Raw genomic sequence first — 16,943 nt, 5'->3', positions numbered from 1 at the left:
GACCTCGGCGCGGCCCCTACGCCAGCAGCTGCTCCCGCACCGCGCGGCGGATGACCTTGCCCACGATGGAGCGCGGGAGGTCGTCCACCTGGACGACGGACTTCGGCACCTTGTACGCGGTCAGAGTGTCGCGCGCGTAGGCGCGGATGGCCGCTTCGTCGAAGGAAGCACCGGGCTCCATCACCACGGCCGCGACGACCTTCTCGCCGCTGTGCGCGTCCGGGAGGCCCACCACGGCCACGTCGGCGACGCCCTCGAACGAGCGGAGGGCGTCCTCCACCTCGGTGGGCGCGATGTTGAAGCCGCCCGAGATGATGAGCTCCTTGATGCGGTCGACAATGCGGACGAAGCCGTCCTCGTCCATGGTGGCGATGTCCCCGGTCCGGAACCAGCCGTCCGCCGTGAGCACCTTGGCGGTCTCATCCGGCTTGCGCCAGTAGCCCGAGAACACCTGCGGTCCGCGGGCGAGCAGCTCGCCCTCCTCACCGAACGCGCGATCGGTCTGCGGGTCCTCCGGATCCGCGATGCGCAGCTCGGTGCTGGAGAGAGGGAGCCCGACGGTGCCCGCCTTGCGCCCGTCGCTCACAGGGTTGGCCATGAGCACCGGCGAGCACTCCGAGAGGCCGTAGCCCTCCACGAGGTAGCCTCCGGTTCGCTTCTCCCACTCGCCGACCACATCCTGGGGCAGGGCCATGGCGCCGGAGATGGCGATGTCGATGCCCGCGAGCGAGACCTTCCGCTTGTCGGCGGCCTGGACGAGGCGGTCGTAGATCGGCGGGACGGCCGGGAGGAACGTGGCCGGGCGCTTCTTGACGACATCGAGCACCAGGTCCGGGTCGAACTTCGGGAAGAGCACCAGCCGGGCGCCCATGCTCATCGCGAACGTGAGGCAGAGCGTGAGCCCGTAGGCGTGGAACAGGGGGAGGACCGCGTACACCACGGATCGACCGCGCTCGACGGCGGGGACCCAGGCGCGGGCCTGCGCCGCGTTGACCGTGAGGTTGGCGTGCGAGAGCATCGCGCCCTTCGGCAGCCCGGTCGTCCCGCTGGTGTACTGGATGAGCGCGAGATCGTCCGCCTGCGGCCGCGGCGACGAGGCCTTCAGCTTGCGGCCGGAGAGCAGCTGCTCCCAGGTGACCGTGCCCGAGACCTTGGTTGTCAAAGCCTCCCGGGCCTCGCGGGCCTTACGGACGGGGAGACGCAGGGCGAACCGCTTGCCCGCCGGCATCGCCGTCGTCATGTCGACCGAGATCACGGTGCTGACGCCGAGGTCGGCGGGGAGGTCCTGCACCGTCGCGGCGACCTTGTCCCAGACGATGGCGACGGTCGCGCCGTGGTCCTCGAACTGGTGGCGGAGTTCGCGCGGCGTGTAGAGCGGGTTGTGCTCGATCACGACGGCGCCCAGCCGCAGCGCGGCGTAGAAGGCGACGACGTGCTGCGGGCAGTTCGGCAGCACGAGCGCTACGCGGTCGCCCTTGCGGACGCCGCGCTTGCGGAGACCCTCGGCGGCGCGCGCGATCTGCTCGCCGAGCTCGGCGTACGTCGTGGTCGCGCCGAAGAACTCGAGAGCCACGTGGCTGCCGTAGGTCTTCACGGACTCGTCGATCAGGTGGGCGAGGGAACCGGCGGGGACGTCGACGTCGGCCGGGACGCCGGGCGCGTAGCTCGCGACCCAGGGGCGTTCGCTGTAGATGCTCACGCGCGCAAGCCTACGCGGGCGCGGCGAAGGCCCGTACGGCCTCGTCCAGCGGGGTGTCGCCCGAGACGACCTCCCACACCTTCCCGATCGTGCCGGGCTCGGCGAGGCAGGCGGCGATGAGCCGGGCGACGTCCTCGCGTGGGATGCTGCCGCGCTCGACGGACTCGCCGAGCGTCACCCGGCCGGTGCCCTCGTCGAACGTGAGGGCGCCGGGTCGCAGGATGGTCCACTCGAGCCCCGAGCGCCGCAGTGCGTCGTCCGCGTCGCGCTTGGCGTCCACGTAGGCGCGCCAGTCGGGCGCGGCGTCGTCGGCCACCGGGTTGTCGACGCCCCAGGCGGACACCTGGACGAAGCGGCGGATGCCCGCCCTCGCCGCGGCCTCCGCCGACTTCACGGAGCCGAGGTAGTCCACCGTGCGCTTGCGCTCGGCGCCCGAGCCGCCTCCCGCGCCGGCCGAGAACACGACCGCGTCGCAGCCCTCGAAGGCCGCAGCGAGCGCGTCGACGTCGGCGGTCTCGATGTCGACCAGCACGCCGGTGCCCCCGAGTCGGTACACGTCCTCCGCGTGTTCGTCGTTGCGCACGACGCCGACGAAGTCGTCCCCCTGGTCGTAGAGCACCCGCATGAGCTGCTGGGCGACTTTTCCGTGGGCACCGACGATCGCTACTCGAGACATGACTCCATCTTGCTCCCTCTCCAGCGGGGTGCGCTCACGGCGAACGTGCACAGACATCCGCGCGGGATTTTGTTAGCGTCGTCACATGTCGGCCGTCCTGGAGCTCCTCGCGCATCTCGTCGCGTCGGCCCTGGGCGTCTCGTGGAGCGCGAGCGGCCCGGCGGGCATCATCGCCGCCGCCGGTGTGGCGGGCGCCATCGGCCTGGTCGCGGCCGTCGCCGCCACGTCGCTGCGTTCCGTCGCGGCCCTCGCCGCCTCGCTGCGCGGGCGCACGGTCTGGTCCCGGCCCGCCGAGCCCGAGGTGGCCGCGCGCGTCGAAAGCGCCTCCCACCCCGACACCGACGGGCGCCCGCGCCCGCGAGCGCCGGGATCCCTCCTGCCGGCCGTGTAGTCGGGGCGTGCTGCCCCTGCACTCGGCCAGACGACTCCACGTCCGTCCGACAGCAGGGAAACACACCCATGGACCTTTTCTCCTGGCCGCCCGTCGCGGCCCTCCTCGACGGGGCGTACCGCCTCGTCACCGGCGTCTCCGACGCCGTCGAACCCTTCGCCGGCACTGCGGCCGGCATCGTCGCGATCATCGTGCTCACGATGCTCGTCCGCGCGATCCTCCTCCCCGTCGGTGTCAGCCAGGTGCGCGCGGAGTATGTGCGCCGCCGGTTGGCGCCGCAGCTCGCCGCCCTCCAGAAGAAGCACGGGGCCGACCGCGAGAAGCTCGCACAGGCGACCGTGGAGCTCTATCGGAGGGAGCGCACGTCGCCCTTCGCCGGGATGCTCCCGCTGCTGGCGCAGATCCCGGTCATCTCCCTCGTGTACGCGGTCTTCACGCACGCGACCATCGCCGGACACCCGAACGAACTGCTGGGGGAACGCGCGTTCGGGGCCCCGCTCGGCACGAGCTTCCTGGGACTGACGGGAGCGGGACCGGTCTGGCCGGCGATGGGGGTCTACCTCGCCGTGCTGGCGCTCATCGCGGTCGTGACGACGGTCTCCCGCCGCGTGCTCGCCCTCCCGCAGCCCGAAGGGAGCGCCGCGCCGTCGGGGATGGTGCGCGCGCTGTCCTTCCTGCCCTACGTCACGGTGGTCTTCGCGGCGTTCGTCCCGCTGGCGGCGGCCGTGTACATTCTGACCTCGACGGCGTGGACCGTCGCGGAGCGCTGGCTGCTGCGTCGCCTGCTCGACCCCGCCCGCCGTCGACCGGAGGGGACGGCCACGCCTTCGACGTCGCACTGACCCCGGTGCCCGAGCTGACGACGGGGCGACGCACTCCTCTGGGACGGCGAATGGGTCGACGCGCTCGTGATGCGATGCTTGTCGGATGTGGAGACGCAGCAGGAGGACTGACGATCGCGACGAGCGGGGAGGTCGATCGGAGAGCGATCGGCTCGGCCCCTCCTCACCGGGATCCCTCGGCGTCGGGGTGCAGGTCTACGTGCGCGAGAGCGATCCGCCCGCCGGCGACGACTGGGTCGGCGAGCCGACGGGCGTGATCGTCGCACCGGGGGAGCGGAGCCTGCGCAGCGTGTCCCTCCCCGCCGACCGCCTGACGACGTGGGTGGTCGCGTTCGGCGAGCCGCAGTATCGGCGCAACGGACGCGGCCCCGTGGAGACTGCGACGATCCCCGCCTCCCGCCTCGTCGCGGCCGAACCCGTCGGCGACTGATCTTCCATGGACGTCATCTCTCATTGATATTGGATGTAGCCTATAGGATCCGTTATGATCCTGCATACGCAACATCGAAGGAGATGACGTGACGAACGACCACGCCACCGACACGCGCGAGGAGAGCCGCAACCTCCGCCGCACCGCCGTCGCCGGGATCATCGGCAGCATCGTGGAGTATTACGACTTCACCCTCTACGGGCTCGCGGCGGCCCTGGTCTTCGGGCCGCTGTTCTTCCCCGGGCAGGACCCGGCCACCCAGGTCATCAGCTCGCTCCTGACGTTCGCCGTCGGGTACCTCGGCCGCCCCGTCGGGGGCCTGCTCTTCAGCCACTTCGGCGATCGGTTCGGACGCAAGCCCATGCTCGTCGGCACCCTGATCCTCATGGGTGCCGCGACCGTCGCGATCGGTCTGCTGCCGACGTACGGTGCGATCGGGGTGTGGGCGCCGATCCTCCTCGGCGGCTGCCGGGTGCTGCAGGGGATGGGGGCCGGTGCCGAATACGTCGGCGCCCTGGTGATGATGGCGGAGAGCGGTGACCGCCGTCGCTACGGACTGCGCGTGTCGCTGCCCGGTATGGGCGTCTTCGCGGGCATCGTGCTGGCGACCGGGGTGTTCGCGGTCATCGCGACGCTGCCCGAGGAGTCGCTGCTGACGTGGGGCTGGCGGGTGCCGTTCCTGGCGAGCGTCGTCACCCTGGCGATCGGGATGTGGATCCGCGTCGGCATCCGCGAGACCGAGGAGTTCCAGCGGCTGGCGACGGAGAAGCGCACCACACGGCTCCCCGTCTGGGAGGCGATCCGCACCCAGTGGCGCGAGATCCTGATCGGGTTCGGCCTGAACGGACCGTATCTGGCGTTCTCGTCGTTGACGCAGGTGTACCTGCTCTCGTACCTCACCGGTCCGCTCGGGCTCCCCGCCGGGATCGGGCTCACGGCGAACCTCGTGTCGTCGGCGCTCGCGATCGGAACCGTTCCGCTGTTCGGCTGGCTCGGCGACCGCCTCGGCCGCGGCCGGGTCTGGCTCTTCGGGGCCGGTGTGTTCGTCCTGTTCGGGGTGGCGGTGTTCGGCCTCCTCGCCACCGGCGACCCGATCGTCATCACGGGGGTGATGGTCGTCGGGATCAGCCTCGGGCTGGCCTCGATGTACGCGGTGCAGGGCGCGATCCTGACCGCGTTGTTCGAGCCGCAGCACCGTCTGACCGGCGTGGTGCTGGTGCGCGAGCCCACTGCGGCCCTCGTCGCCGGGCCGGCGCCCGCCTTCGCGGCGTGGCTCGTGCTCGCAGCGGGCGGCGCGACGTGGCCGGTCGGTGCGCTCTACATCCTCAGCGCGCTCGTCGCGGCCGGTTCCCTGTTCGCGCTGCGCGGGCGCTCGGCCCACGCAGCGTCTGCGGCGGTGGGCGCGGCCTCCTGAGGCGACGTGCGATGCTGGAGGGACCGACGACGGTGAGGAGCGCGATGCTGGGTGTGGGTCTGGTCCGGGGGATCAACGTCGGCGGCGCGGCGCGTGTGTCGAAGAGTGAGCTCTCGGGGGCTTTCGAGGACGCGGGGCTCGCCGACGTGACGACGCTCCTCCAGAGCGGCAACGTCGTGTTCTCGACGACGTCCGCGCCCTCCGCGGACACCGCCGCCGCCGTCGAGACGGCGCTGCATGCCCGTTCCGGAGTCCGGGCGCGCGTGCTCCTCCTGACCGAGCGGGGCTTCCGCGACGTGGCCGCCGCCAACCCGCTCACGCGCATCGCCGCCGACGACTCGCGGTTGGTGGTGACCTTCCTCGACCACGACCTCCCGGACGATCTCGAACTCCCCTCGGAGAAGGAGACGGCGCCGGAACGGATCGTCGCGGGCGACCGCGCGCTGTACCAGTGGTGTCCGCTCGGCGTGTCGAAGTCGGTCGTCCCCGCAGCCTTCTGGCGAGCGGTGGGCCCGCTGGCGACGACCCGCAACCAGCGCACGGTGGCTCGGCTCCTCGCCGAGCTCGATCGGCGGGCCTGAGACCGAGGCGGCCTCTGTTCCGGCGAGGCGGGCGATCCTACAATGACGGCATGTTCGTCGAGGGCACGCTTCGATGGCAGGTCACCGAGGACTGTCCCTGGGACCTGCTGATGGCCCTCGCCGTGCGCGATCTCGCCGGCCTCGGCGCGGCGGGGGATCCGGTGCTGCCGCGGCTGACCCCGGCCCTCGCGCCGGTTCTCCGGGCGAACACCGGCTCGCATCCCGTGCACCCGTCGCTCGGCGGCGGCGGCGGGCACGGCCGGAGCGCGCGCCGTGTACCGGGAGTGCCCGGAGAGGACCCGCTCGCCGAGCAGTGGCGCGCCTGGTTCGAGGTCGCCGTCGACCGCGAGCGGCGCCCGGCGGGCGGGATGCTCCGCCCGCCGCACTTCGAGGCCTTCGACCGCGCTCTCGAGCTGCAGGACGTCGTCATCGAGCACTACGACGTCGCGTCGACGTGGGCTCACGAACGCCACGCCGAGTACGTGCAGGCGAGCCTGCTGAACCACGCCCGGCGCGCGGCCGACGTCGTCGACGTGGTGCGGGAGCGCGAGCACGAGCTGCGGCGCCAGGCCGGGTACTTCCGGCTCGACATCGACGTGCTGCCCCTGTCGAGCTCCGGCGCCTGGATCGTCGGACCGCACACGGTGGTCGTCAGCGCCAGTCTGCGCGATGACTCGGACGCGTTCCGCGACTGGTTCCGGCCGCTGGTGTCCGCGCTCGTCTGAGGCGGGCACCGGCGGCCGGACCGGATCCGGTCGCCGGTCCGCTCAGGCGGGGCGCGTGGCCGGCGAGATCGTCTGCGCGGGGTCGGTCTCGGCCACGTCTCCGATCGCCTCGTCGATGCGGGCGAGCACGTCGCCGGACAGGCGGACGCCCGCGGCGGCCGCGTTCGAGGCGACCTGTTCCGGGCGGGATGCTCCCACGATCGCTCCCGCGACGTTGGGGTTCTGCAGCACCCAGGCCACGGCGAGCTGCGCCATCGTGATGCCGAGTTCGTCGGCGATCGGGCGGAGCCTCTGCACCGCCGTCAGCACGTCGTCGCGCAGGAAGCTCTTGATCGCGTTCGCCCCGCCCTTCTCGTCGGCGGCACGGCTGCCCGCGGGCGGCTGCTCGCCCGGCGTGTACTTGCCGGTGAGCACGCCCTGCGCGACGGGGGACCAGACGATCTGGGAGATGCCGAGCTCCGCCGAGGCCGGCACGACCTCCTTCTCGATGACGCGCCAGAGCATGGAGTACTGCGGCTGGTTCGAGATCAACGAGAAGCCCAGCTGCTTCGCCAGGGCGTGGCCGGCACGCAGCTGCTCCGCGGACCACTCGCTCACGCCGATGTAGAGCGCCTTGCCCGCGCGCACGATGTCGGCGAAGGCCTGCATCGTCTCCTCGAGCGGTGTCTCGTAGTCGTAGCGGTGAGCCTGGTAGAGGTCGACATAGTCGGTTCCGAGACGCTCGAGCGATCCGTCGATCGACTCCAGGATGTGCTTGCGCGAGAGGCCGACGTCGTTGGGCCCCTGGGGTCCGGTCGGCCAGTAGACCTTGGTGAAGATCTCGAGCGACGCGCGGCGCTCGCCCTTCAGCGCGTCGCCGAGCACCTTCTCCGCCGCGGTGTTCGCGTAGGCGTCGGCCGTGTCGAAGGTGGTGATGCCGGCGTCGAGAGCGGCGCGGACGCTGCGGGCGGCGGTGTCGTTCTCGACCTGGGAGGCGTGGGTCAGCCAGTTGCCGTAGATGATCTCCGAGATCTTGAGCCCGGAGTTGCCGAGGTATCTGAATTCCATGCGGGTCACGCTACTCGTCGGCGGCGCTGTCGGCGGAAGGTGGCATCCTGGAGGGTGTGGGACGAGCGGATGGCAGCGACCGGCGGGTGACGACCGCGGCGGTCGACGACTCCACGGCCACCGTGCTGCACGTCGACATGGACGCCTTCTTCGCCTCCGTCGAACTGCTCGACCGCCCGGACGCCCGCGGCAAGCCCGCGATCGTCGGCCACGCCGGGGGCCGCGGCGTGGTCACGAGCGCGACCTACGAGGCCCGGCGCTTCGGCGTGCGCAGCGCGATGCCGATGTCCCAGGCGCTGCGGCTGTGCCCGACGGCGATCATCCTGCCGCCGCACTACGAGAAGTACACCGAGTACTCGGCCCGGGTGATGGAGATCTTCCACGAGGTGACCCCGCTGGTGGAGCCCCTCAGCATCGACGAGGCGTTCCTCGACGTGGCCGGCGCACGGCGTCTGCTCGGCTCCCCGCGCCGCATCGCCGAGTTGATCCGGGCGCGCGTGCAGGAGGAGACCGGCCTGACCTGCTCCGTCGGCGTCGCCGGAACCAAGTTCATGGCCAAGCTCGCCTCGGGTCGCGCCAAGCCCGACGGGCTCCTGGTCATCCCGCCCGCCGATACCCTCGCCTACCTGCGCCCGCTGCCGGTCGGCGCGCTCTGGGGCGTCGGCGCCAGCACTCAGGCCTCGCTCGAGCGGATGGGGATGCGCACGGTCGCCGACCTCGCCGACGCGCCGCTGAGCGTGCTCGAGCGCGCCGTCGGGCAGGCGGGCGCCCGCCGCCTCCACGATCTCGCGAACGGCCGCGACGCCCGCCGCGTCATCACCGAGACCCGCGAGAAGAGCGTCGGCCACGAGAACACGTTCGGCGTCGACGTCGACGAGCCGGACGTGCTGCGCCGGGAGTTCCTCCGGCTCTCCGGGCGGGTGGGAGAGCGTCTGCGTCGCCACGGGCTGGTCGGCCGGACCGTCGCGATCAAGGTCCGCTTCTCCGACTTCCGCACCATCACCCGGTCCCGCACGCTCGCCGAACCCACCAACGTCGGCCGCCGACTCTTCGAGGAGGCCTGGCAGATCTTCGAGGCCCTCGACCTCGACGTGCGCGCCACCCCGATCCGTCTCATCGGTGTCCGCGCCGAGCAGCTCCTCGACGCCGGCGGCGACGCGCTCGCCCTCTGGGACCCGGACGAGGAGTGGCGCGAGACCGAACGCGCCCTCGATGCCGTCAGCGCCCGCTTCGGACGCGGCACCATCGGCCCCGCCTCCCTCGTCCGCCGCTCCCGTGAGGCCGAGGACGAGTCGAAGGACGGCCGCAACCCGCGCTGGGTGAGCGACTGAGTCTCAGAGCGGCAGCGCGAACAGCGTCACCACCGCGCTCACGGTGAAGAGCACACCGTTGACCACAGCGAGTGCCAGCAGGAGCCCCGCTCTCCCTGTCGTCCGCAGCATCACCGCGTAGCGCACCACGTTGATGAGAGCCACGCTCGCGAGGATGGGGAACAGCATCGCGGGGACGACGAGCGCGGCCACCACGAGGAGCGTCACCGCCACGACGGCACCGATGCCTTCCGTGCGCGGATTCATCGTCCTGCCCGTCGGCCGGCCGGCGGTCATCGCTCACCCGATTCCACAGCGGGTGTCACCGTGCGCTGCGACGGATGTTCCGACGACGCGAGCGCAGTAGATCGGTTCTTGAAAACCGGCTACGAGAGCGAATCGGAACTTGTATGCGCCGTACGCGTATCCGCCACCACCGCTGACTCCCGCGGCGGAACTCGTACGTCCGACGTAGGACCATCCGATGAACGATGTCGACCCGCCTCCATCGAGATAGCGCGCGCTCGTGACGGTTGCTCCGTTGTAACAGATCTGGCCCGTCGTCCACATGCTACCCAGGGTCTGACCGATCGAATTGTAGAAGGCGGATCGGGCAGTGTACGAGTAGCACCCTGAGGCCGCACGGGAACGAGCGTCGCGCTCGCGCTCGAACTGATCGCTTGTCGTTGAGACAGTTGCGACCTCGCTCGCGGCGCGCACGAGCGCTTGCTCTCCGGAGGACATCGCGTCGAAGGTGGACTGCGGTTCGGGGCTGACTGCGAGTTGATCGAGCAGTCGGCGGGCTTCTCTATCAGTGGCGATCATGGGGGAGGCGGCTGCTGCCAGCGTGGGGCCGAATGACAGGACGAACGCGACCACCGCCGCTGCGGTCACAGTGACAGAGCTTCTGAGTTTCGGCATGACGATTCCTTTTGGTCATCACCTTTGATGACGTGTGTCAAGAATGTCAGATCTGGAGGATTTAATCCACAGCGTCGACGCCCTAACGCAACCCCACCTGTATGCCGCGGTGGTCGCTCCCGTTCTCCGGGAGCACGATGCTGCTCACAGTTGCGAGGCCGCGGGTCAGGGCGTGGTCGAGGCGGGCGGCGGGGAACGCGGCCGGCCAGGTGAAGCCGAGTCCGAGCTCGCTGTCCGGCTTCTCGCCGAGTTGGGTGAGGAGCGGCGCCAGCGTGCGGTCGGTGGTGGCGGTGTTGACGTCGCCGATCACGAGCAGGCGGGTCGCGTCGTCGCCGGCGATCGTGCCGCTCAGCTCCTTCAGCATCTCGTCGCGGGTGGCGCTTTCGCCGGGGCGCACCGAGGCGAGGTGCACAGCGTAGACGCGAGTGATCCCTCCCGGGGTGTCGACGTCGACGCGGAGGGCGCGGTCCCAGCCGAGGCCGAGGTCGAGGCGCTGCTCGCCGGAGAGCGGGTGGGTGCTCCAGAGACCGACGGTGCCGACGATGGCCCGATACGGGTAAGCGGGGTCGAGCACGTCGGAGACGGCGGAGCGTGTGGTCGCGTCGAGTTCCTGGAGCGCGATCAGGTCGGGGGAGCGGGCGGCCAGATCGCGGGCGATGCTCGCTGCTTCGGGGTTGCCGGCGCGGATGTTCTCGCTCACGACGGTGAAGGCGGGGGCGCCGACCGAGGCGGCCGGCAGCATCGCGGTGCCGAACAACGACCACCAGACGGCCGCCGCGGTGGCGACGCCGAGACCGGCGAACAGGGACAGCCGGAACAGTGCGGAGAGGCCGAGCACGGCGATCAGCGCGGCCGCCCAGGGCAGGAACGACTCGACGAGGGAGGCGGCGCCGCCGATGTCGGGGAGCATCCCGTGCCAGAGCAGCAGTGCGGCGACCGCCAGTGCTGCGATCCCGGTGAGGACGCCTCGGGGGCGGCGGCGGGTACGGGACGATGGCACCCGATCGATTATTCCGGCCCCGTTGCTGAGAAGCCGCCGCGAACGCCGGGAAGAGGCTGCGAAGCGCCCTGGTCATCCTGGGAGGGCGGCGGGTACGGTGAGGGCATGACCAACATCTCGCTCAAACTCGCCGAGACCGTCAGCTCGTCGGGCGTCAAGTCCGTGTACGGCGAGCCCGTCGTCATCGACGGCACGACGATCGTGCCCGTCGCCGCCGTGCAGTTCGGATTCGGGGCCGGGGGCACCGACGACGAGGAAGGCCCGGGCGGGGGCGGTGGCGGGGGAGTCGCGATCCCGTTCGGCGCCTATGTGAGCGACGCGGCGGGCGTGCGTTTCCGGCCGAACCTCATCACGCTGCTGGCGGTGGCGATCCCGTTCGTGTGGGTCGCCGGTCACGCCTGGTCGCGCGTCATCCGCGCGCTGAAGAAGTAGACGCGGACGCGGTGACGTCACCGGCGGCGTGACGTCGCACTAGACTGATCGCGAACACGGGAGTCCGGTGAGCCGGGCTGAGAGGAAGCTTCTCCAAGCTTCGACCGTCGAACCTGATCTGGATCATGCCAGCGCAGGGAGGCCATCTCTGAATCCCGTGCCCTCTTTTCCACGAGCGAAAGGGCACGAACAGTGCACGCAACCATCACTCCGTCCGCGACGCGCTCCGCACGCGTCCTCCGCTGGCGTGTCGTCGACATCGTCGTCGCCAGCGTCGTGGCCGTCGCCGCCGGCGTCGTCTTCTGGGTCTGGGGGCAGGTGCAGAACCCGATCTCCGGACCGGTCAGCGCCGCGCTGCCGGGCTTCCAGGGCCTTCTCAACGGCCCCTGGCTGTTCGCCGGCGTTCTCACGGCGCTGATCGTCCGCAAGCCGGGCGCCGCACTGTACGGCGAGCTCGTCGCGGCCATCGTGTCGGCGCTGATCGGGACGCAGTGGGGCTTCGCGACGCTGCTCTCGGGCGTCGTGCAGGGCCTCGGTGCCGAGATCGTCTTCGCGATCCTCCTCTACGCGAACTGGAAGCTCGTCCCGGCCATCCTCGCCGGCGCCGGCGCCGGGCTCGCCGAGTCCGTCCTCGACCTCCTGTACTGGTACCCGGGCGCCAAGCCGGAGTTCGCGATCGTCTACACCATCACGACGACGCTCTCCGGAGCGCTCGTCGCCGGGCTGCTGTCGTGGCTGCTCGTCCGCGCGCTCGCCAGGACCGGGGCCCTGAGCCGGTTCGCGGCCGGGCGCGAAGCGACGGGGCGGGTCTGACCATCGCCTCCGTCACCCTGGGACAGCCGGTCCCGGCCGCTGTTCGGGTCGGCGGCTGGGGCTGGCGTTACTCCGGGCGGTCCGCGTGGGCCGTCCGCGACCTGGCGCTGACCATCGAGCCCGGTGAGCGGGTGCTCCTCCTCGGGGCCTCGGGCGCGGGCAAGAGCACGGTCCTCGCCGGACTCGCCGGTGTGCTCGGCGGGGACGACGATGGCGAGTCCGAAGGGCTGCTGGAGGTCGACGGTCGCCCGCCTGCGCGGGCGCGCGGGACGACCGGGCTGCTGCTGCAGGATCCGGACGCGCAGGTGATCCTCGCGCGCGTCGGTGACGACGTCGCCTTCGCGTGCGAGAACCTCGGCGTCCCTCGGGAGCAGATCTGGCCGCGCGTGCGTGCCGCCCTGGCCGCCGTCGGACTCACGGTGCCGCTCGACCACCCCACGTCGCAGCTCTCGGGCGGTCAGAAGCAGCGTCTCGCCCTGGCCGGACTGCTGGCGATGCGTCCCGGTCTGCTCCTGCTGGACGAGCCGACCGCGAACCTGGACCCCGACGGGGTGCACGAGGTGCGGGACGCCGTCGCCGCTGCGCTGGACGCGACGGGCGCGACCCTGGTGGTCGTCGAGCACCGCGTCGCGGTGTGGCGCGATCTCGTCGACCGCGTCATCGTCCTGGCGGCGGACGGCGGCGTGCTTGCGGACGGTCATCCCGACGCTGTGCTCGCGGACGCGGGGAGCACTCTGCGGAGCGCGGGCGTGTGGCTGCCGGACGACATCGTCCCGAAGGCGCCGACCGTGACCCTGGGCGAAGCCCTGCTCACCGCGCGCGAGCTGGCCTTCGGCCGCGGCCCGGCCGTCGCCCGTCGGCGACGGAGACGTCGATCCGAGCGTCGCTCTCCGTCGGTCGTCGCGCTTCCCGAGCGAGTGTCCATCGATCTCGCCGAGGGCTCCGCGATCGCCCTCACCGGGCGCAACGGCGCGGGCAAGTCGACGCTGGCCTTGACCTTGGGCGGCCTCCTGCCGGTGCTCGGGGGCGCCCTGCGAGCAGAGCCGGCCCTCGCCGCCGGGGCGGGCGCGGCGCCGGAGGGCTGGCGCTCCCGTGACCTGCTGACCCGGATCGGCAGCGTGTTCCAGAACCCGGAGCACCAGCTGGTCGCCTCCACCGTGCGCGACGAGCTGGCGGCGGGGCCGCGAGCGCTCGGGCTCACCGAGCGGGAGATCCGCGACCGCGTCGACGACCTCCTGGACCGGCTGGCGTTGAGCGCCGTCGCGGACGCCAACCCGTTCACGCTCTCCGGCGGGCAGAAGCGACGGCTGTCGGTCGGCACAGCGCTGGCGACCCGGCCGCGGCTGCTCGTCCTCGACGAGCCGACGTTCGGGCAGGACGCGAACACGTGGCGCGGGCTGGTGCGCACCATCGCCGAGCTCCGCGGCTCCGGCCACTCGATCGTGACGGCGACGCACGACACCGAGTTCATCGCCGCGATCGGCGCCACGGACCTTCCGCTCGGGTCGGCACGGGAGGTGACGGCGTGACCCTGCTCGAACCCGTCCGCAGCGGACCGCTCGCGACGCTCAACCCCGTCGCCAAGCTGGGTGCCGCCCTCATCGTCACCGCGGTGCTCCTGGTCTCCATCGATCCGGTCTCGGCCGCCGTCGCGCTCGCGCTGGAGCTGGTGCTCGTCGCGTTCTCCGGCATCCCGGCGCGCGTGCTGCTGCTGCGCACGGCACCGATCTGGATCGCGGCGCCCCTCGCCGGGCTGACGACCGCGCTCTACGGCCGCACAGCCGGCACCGTCCATCTGCAGTGGTGGGCGGTGGAGGTGAGCGACGGCTCGCTCCTGCTGGGGCTGGCGACGATGCTCCGCATCCTGGCCATCGGCCTGCCCGCCGTCCTGCTCTTCATCACGATCGATCCGACCGATCTCGCCGACGGGTTGGCGCAGCTGCTGCGACTTCCCGCGCGTTTCGTGCTCGGCGGGCTCGCCGGGCTCCGACTCGTGGGTCTCTTCGCCGAGGACTGGCGGGCGCTGACCCTCGCCCGGCGCGCCCGCGGGATCGCCGAGAGCGGTGCACTGCGGCGCATGCTCGGCCAATCGTTCGCGCTCTTCGTGCTCTCCATCCGTCGCGGCAGCAAACTGGCGACGGCGATGGAGGCGCGGGGATTCGGGTCCGCCTCGGCGCGCACGTGGGCGCGGCCGTCGGTGTTCCGCGGGCGGGACTGGGCGGCCCTCGTGGTCGCCGCTGCCGTCGCAGGAGCGGCGGTGGCGGTCGCCGTCGTCGTCGGGAGCTGGAATGTCCTGGGACGCTGAGCGGGAGCGGCTGGACGCCGCCGTGCGCGCAGCGGTCGCCGCGGCGGACGGTCGTGCGCCCGTCGTGCTGATCGACGGGCCGAGCGGAGCGGGCAAGAGCTCGCTCGCCGATGACCTCCTGCGCGCGTGGCCGGCAACCGGACGGCCCCGGCTGGTGCGCATGGACGACCTCTATCCGGGATGGGACGGCCTGGACGCGGGAAGCGCCGCTCTCGGTCGCGACCTGCTCCTCCCGCTCCGCGCCACCGGTGCCGGCCACTGGCGGCGCTGGGACTGGGCGGGCGATCGGCCGGCGGAGCGGGTCGCGGTGCACGGCACGGAGCCGCTGATCGTGGAGGGGTGCGGGACGCTGGCCCGGGCGAACGTCTCCGCGGCGGACCTCGCCCTGTGGCTCGATGCCGACGACACGCTCCGCAAACGGAGGGCACTCGATCGCGACGGCGAGACCTTCGCCCAGAACTGGGACCGCTGGCAGGCCGAGTTCGAGGAGTATCTGCGGCGAGAGCGTCCCCGCGACTCCGCGACGCTGCGTCTGGATGTGACGGACTGGCCGCTCGGCGCGGCGCGCGTGCCGAGCGCGGAGGACTAACCTGGAGACCATGAGCGAATCACAGGCCCACGATCCCGAGTACATCGTCGAGTACGCCGATGGTCCGCTGGTCGGTACCGCCGAGCGCCGGTACCTGGTCGACGGCAAGGTGGACGAGCGGATCGGCGCCGTCGCCGCGGTCGAGGGACTGGAGTCCCTGTTCTGGTATGTGGCCGGCGCGGAGCGGGAGGTCAACGGCGAGAAGCACGTGACGTACCACTTCGATGCACCCGACAGCGACCCGGTCGAGGCCGACAAGGACGAGGAGTCCCTCTAGAGTCCGTCGAGCGCCGTAGCGCGGCTCCGGTCGGGACGCGCTACGCCCAGCCCAGCTCGTGCAGGCGTTCGTCGTCGATGCCGTAGAAGTGCGCGATCTCGTGCACCAGCGTGACGTGGATCTCGTCCCGCAGCTCGTCGACCGTCTCGCAGATCGCGAGCAGCGGCTCGCGGTACAGGATGATGCGGTCGGGCATCTCGCCGAACCCGTAGGAGTCGCGCTCGGTCAGGGCGACACCGTCGTAGAGGCCGAGGAGGTCGAGTGAGCCGTCCTCGGGGCGGTCCTCGACCACGAACACCACGTTGTCGAGGCCGTCGATCATTTCGTCCGGCAGCTGGTCGAGCTCCTCGGTGACGAGGGCTTCGAACGCGTCGGCGTCGAGCGGGAGGCCCACGGTCACCACGCGTCCGCGACGGCGGCGTGCAGGTCGAGCAGGCCGGTGGTGCGCTCGCTCGGTCCGCGCCCGAAGCCGCACTCGGTCGCGACGCCGAATCGTGCCTGCGCGGTGGACGCCGCCGCGATCCGCCGGCGGGCGCCCTCCTCGCCGTCCTCGTGGTGCAGCAGTCCGAGGTAGAGCTCGGTCGTCTCCGGAAAGGCGACGTCGCGCAGGGGAGAGAAGAACTCCGCGTCGTCGCGATCGATCGGCACGGGCAGGTGGACCCAGCTGATGCGTCGGCCCGCGCCCTCGACGATGCCGCGGGTGACGCCGGCGAGCCAGCCCGCGTCGGCGGGCTGCACGAAGTGGTGCTCCTCGACGTCGCCGTAGCAGAGGTGGAAGCCCACCTCGACGTCGTCGGGGACGGCACGCGCTTGGCGGATCGACCGTTCGACGACGCCGTCGAGGACGTCGGTGAACCACGGCTCGATGCGACCCTCCAGCAGGGCGAACTCGACCGCCGTGTCCCACTGGATCGCGAGACGCTCGTGCGGGATGCCGTCGACGATGCGGGCGAGCTCACCGAGGAGTGCGCGCTCGTAGGCGGCCTCGAAGGCGGCCCGGTCCTCGGGGACGATGAAGGCGCCGGCGATCGCGGCCGGGGTCGGGAGGGAGACCTGGAATCGCGTCGCAGGGGCGAGCACCCCGTCGTCGACGAGGCGGGCGAAGGTCGCGAACGACTCGAGCGCGGCGGAGGCGTAGCCGAGGTCGGGGAAGACCAGATCGGCCGCCTGCACACCGGCGTCCACGCGGAACGGCCGTCCGTCGAAGGTGTCCCGCAAGAAGAACGGCTCGATCGGCAGGCGCGACAGGCCGGCTATGGTGTCGAAGCGGCGGGTCTGGAACTGGATCCAGTAGAACCGTTCGCCGACCTCGCCGTCCGGGATGCGGCGCATCCGGTCGCCGAGGTGCGCTCCGACGGTGCGGAGGACGGTCTCGGCATCGGGGAGGTTGACGCTGCCGACGAGGTGGGCGCCGCGGACCTCCGTGGCGCCGACGGACGAGTGCGGGGGAACGGTGCTCACCCGCGCGAGTCTACCGACACCGCGCGGGCG

General features: G+C 71.7%; 21 protein-coding genes and 1 riboswitch. Of the genes, 13 read left to right on the top strand and 8 right to left on the bottom strand.

Annotation, left to right across the window (positions count from 1 at the left end):
- Positions 1 to 16 precede the first annotated feature (16 nt).
- Both LLS1_RS04695 and LLS1_RS04690 read right to left on the bottom strand, forming a co-directional pair.
- Positions 17 to 1,699, bottom strand: coding sequence for a long-chain-fatty-acid--CoA ligase (locus tag LLS1_RS04695; protein WP_226653800.1), 1,683 nt, complete (start codon positions 1,697 to 1,699; stop codon positions 17 to 19).
- Positions 1,700 to 1,709: 10 nt separating this feature from the next.
- On the bottom strand, positions 1,710 to 2,375 hold the full coding sequence (locus LLS1_RS04690; RefSeq protein WP_226653799.1) for an SDR family oxidoreductase: 666 nt from the start codon (positions 2,373 to 2,375) through the stop codon (positions 1,710 to 1,712).
- Between the two features lie 85 nt (positions 2,376 to 2,460).
- On the opposite strand from LLS1_RS04690, the gene LLS1_RS04685 reads away from it, so the two are divergent.
- The 6 genes from LLS1_RS04685 (at position 2,461) to LLS1_RS04660 (ending at position 6,758) form a co-directional block, all read left to right on the top strand.
- Entirely contained in the window at positions 2,461 to 2,766 is a 306-nt protein-coding gene (locus LLS1_RS04685) for a DUF6412 domain-containing protein (RefSeq protein ID WP_226653798.1), read from the top strand.
- 68 nt (positions 2,767 to 2,834) lie between these two features.
- Positions 2,835 to 3,608: a YidC/Oxa1 family membrane protein insertase gene (locus LLS1_RS04680; protein WP_223360715.1), complete on the top strand. Its 774-nt coding sequence runs from the start codon at positions 2,835 to 2,837 to the stop codon at positions 3,606 to 3,608.
- Positions 3,609 to 3,693: 85 nt separating this feature from the next.
- Complete coding sequence (locus LLS1_RS04675) at positions 3,694 to 4,038, top strand: hypothetical protein (RefSeq protein WP_226653797.1); 345 nt, start codon at positions 3,694 to 3,696, stop codon at positions 4,036 to 4,038.
- A gap of 88 nt (positions 4,039 to 4,126) precedes the next feature.
- A complete protein-coding gene (locus LLS1_RS04670) occupies positions 4,127 to 5,452 on the top strand; it encodes an MFS transporter (RefSeq protein WP_226653796.1) in 1,326 nt (441 codons plus the stop codon).
- 44 nt (positions 5,453 to 5,496) lie between these two features.
- Positions 5,497 to 6,033: a DUF1697 domain-containing protein gene (locus tag LLS1_RS04665; protein WP_226653795.1), complete on the top strand. Its 537-nt coding sequence runs from the start codon at positions 5,497 to 5,499 to the stop codon at positions 6,031 to 6,033.
- Between the two features lie 50 nt (positions 6,034 to 6,083).
- Entirely contained in the window at positions 6,084 to 6,758 is a 675-nt protein-coding gene (locus LLS1_RS04660) for a hypothetical protein (protein WP_226653794.1), read from the top strand.
- A gap of 42 nt (positions 6,759 to 6,800) precedes the next feature.
- On the opposite strand, the gene LLS1_RS04655 is transcribed toward LLS1_RS04660, so the two are convergent.
- The gene (locus LLS1_RS04655) at positions 6,801 to 7,805 is read right to left on the bottom strand and encodes an aldo/keto reductase family protein (RefSeq protein ID WP_223360721.1); all 1,005 of its coding nucleotides are present in this window, start codon (positions 7,803 to 7,805) and stop codon (positions 6,801 to 6,803) included.
- A gap of 56 nt (positions 7,806 to 7,861) precedes the next feature.
- On the opposite strand from LLS1_RS04655, the gene LLS1_RS04650 reads away from it, so the two are divergent.
- Complete coding sequence (locus LLS1_RS04650; RefSeq protein ID WP_226653793.1) at positions 7,862 to 9,136, top strand: DNA polymerase IV; 1,275 nt, start codon at positions 7,862 to 7,864, stop codon at positions 9,134 to 9,136.
- Between the two features lie 3 nt (positions 9,137 to 9,139).
- Here the strand turns inward: LLS1_RS04650 and LLS1_RS04645 are convergent, their stop codons facing one another.
- The 3 genes from LLS1_RS04645 to LLS1_RS04635 form a co-directional block, all read right to left on the bottom strand.
- Positions 9,140 to 9,412 (bottom strand): hypothetical protein, encoded by a 273-nt coding sequence (locus LLS1_RS04645; protein WP_226653792.1) that lies wholly within the window; start codon positions 9,410 to 9,412, stop codon positions 9,140 to 9,142.
- A gap of 3 nt (positions 9,413 to 9,415) precedes the next feature.
- On the bottom strand, positions 9,416 to 10,036 hold the full coding sequence (locus LLS1_RS04640; protein ID WP_226653791.1) for a hypothetical protein: 621 nt from the start codon (positions 10,034 to 10,036) through the stop codon (positions 9,416 to 9,418).
- 82 nt (positions 10,037 to 10,118) lie between these two features.
- On the bottom strand, positions 10,119 to 11,036 hold the full coding sequence (locus LLS1_RS04635) for an endonuclease/exonuclease/phosphatase family protein (protein ID WP_226653790.1): 918 nt from the start codon (positions 11,034 to 11,036) through the stop codon (positions 10,119 to 10,121).
- Positions 11,037 to 11,141: 105 nt separating this feature from the next.
- On the opposite strand from LLS1_RS04635, the gene LLS1_RS04630 reads away from it, so the two are divergent.
- From LLS1_RS04630 to LLS1_RS04605, 6 genes are all read left to right on the top strand, one after another.
- Complete coding sequence (locus tag LLS1_RS04630) at positions 11,142 to 11,468, top strand: GerW family sporulation protein (protein WP_223360725.1); 327 nt, start codon at positions 11,142 to 11,144, stop codon at positions 11,466 to 11,468.
- A 46-nt stretch (positions 11,469 to 11,514) separates the two neighbouring features.
- A riboswitch (TPP riboswitch) is annotated at positions 11,515 to 11,625 on the top strand.
- Between the two features lie 35 nt (positions 11,626 to 11,660).
- Positions 11,661 to 12,281, top strand: coding sequence for an ECF transporter S component (locus LLS1_RS04625; RefSeq protein ID WP_226653789.1), 621 nt, complete (start codon positions 11,661 to 11,663; stop codon positions 12,279 to 12,281).
- A gap of 2 nt (positions 12,282 to 12,283) precedes the next feature.
- Positions 12,284 to 13,810, top strand: coding sequence for an ABC transporter ATP-binding protein (locus LLS1_RS04620; protein ID WP_226654036.1), 1,527 nt, complete (start codon positions 12,284 to 12,286; stop codon positions 13,808 to 13,810).
- The gene (locus LLS1_RS04615) at positions 13,807 to 14,586 is read left to right on the top strand and encodes an energy-coupling factor transporter transmembrane protein EcfT (protein ID WP_226653788.1); all 780 of its coding nucleotides are present in this window, start codon (positions 13,807 to 13,809) and stop codon (positions 14,584 to 14,586) included. Before LLS1_RS04620 ends, LLS1_RS04615 begins: the two co-directional genes overlap by 4 nt.
- Positions 14,570 to 15,175 (top strand): ATP-binding protein, encoded by a 606-nt coding sequence (locus tag LLS1_RS04610; protein WP_226653787.1) that lies wholly within the window; start codon positions 14,570 to 14,572, stop codon positions 15,173 to 15,175. The genes LLS1_RS04615 and LLS1_RS04610 overlap by 17 nt, the downstream gene beginning before the upstream one ends.
- A 10-nt stretch (positions 15,176 to 15,185) precedes the next feature.
- Positions 15,186 to 15,452 carry a hypothetical protein gene (locus LLS1_RS04605; protein WP_223360729.1) on the top strand — a complete coding sequence of 89 codons (267 nt, stop codon included), beginning with the start codon at positions 15,186 to 15,188 and terminating at the stop codon, positions 15,450 to 15,452.
- A gap of 40 nt (positions 15,453 to 15,492) precedes the next feature.
- Here the strand turns inward: LLS1_RS04605 and LLS1_RS04600 are convergent, their stop codons facing one another.
- Positions 15,493 to 15,846 carry a metallopeptidase family protein gene (locus LLS1_RS04600; RefSeq protein WP_374758243.1) on the bottom strand — a complete coding sequence of 118 codons (354 nt, stop codon included), beginning with the start codon at positions 15,844 to 15,846 and terminating at the stop codon, positions 15,493 to 15,495.
- A 2-nt stretch (positions 15,847 to 15,848) separates the two neighbouring features.
- Positions 15,849 to 16,913, bottom strand: a complete 1,065-nt coding sequence (locus tag LLS1_RS04595; protein ID WP_226653786.1) for a hypothetical protein — start codon at positions 16,911 to 16,913, stop codon at positions 15,849 to 15,851.
- Positions 16,914 to 16,943 lie beyond the last annotated feature (30 nt).

This window comes from Leifsonia sp. LS1 (assembly GCF_020521355.1).
Classification (GTDB): domain Bacteria; phylum Actinomycetota; class Actinomycetes; order Actinomycetales; family Microbacteriaceae; genus Leifsonia.
This window is presented reverse-complemented; position numbering and strand designations above follow the sequence as displayed.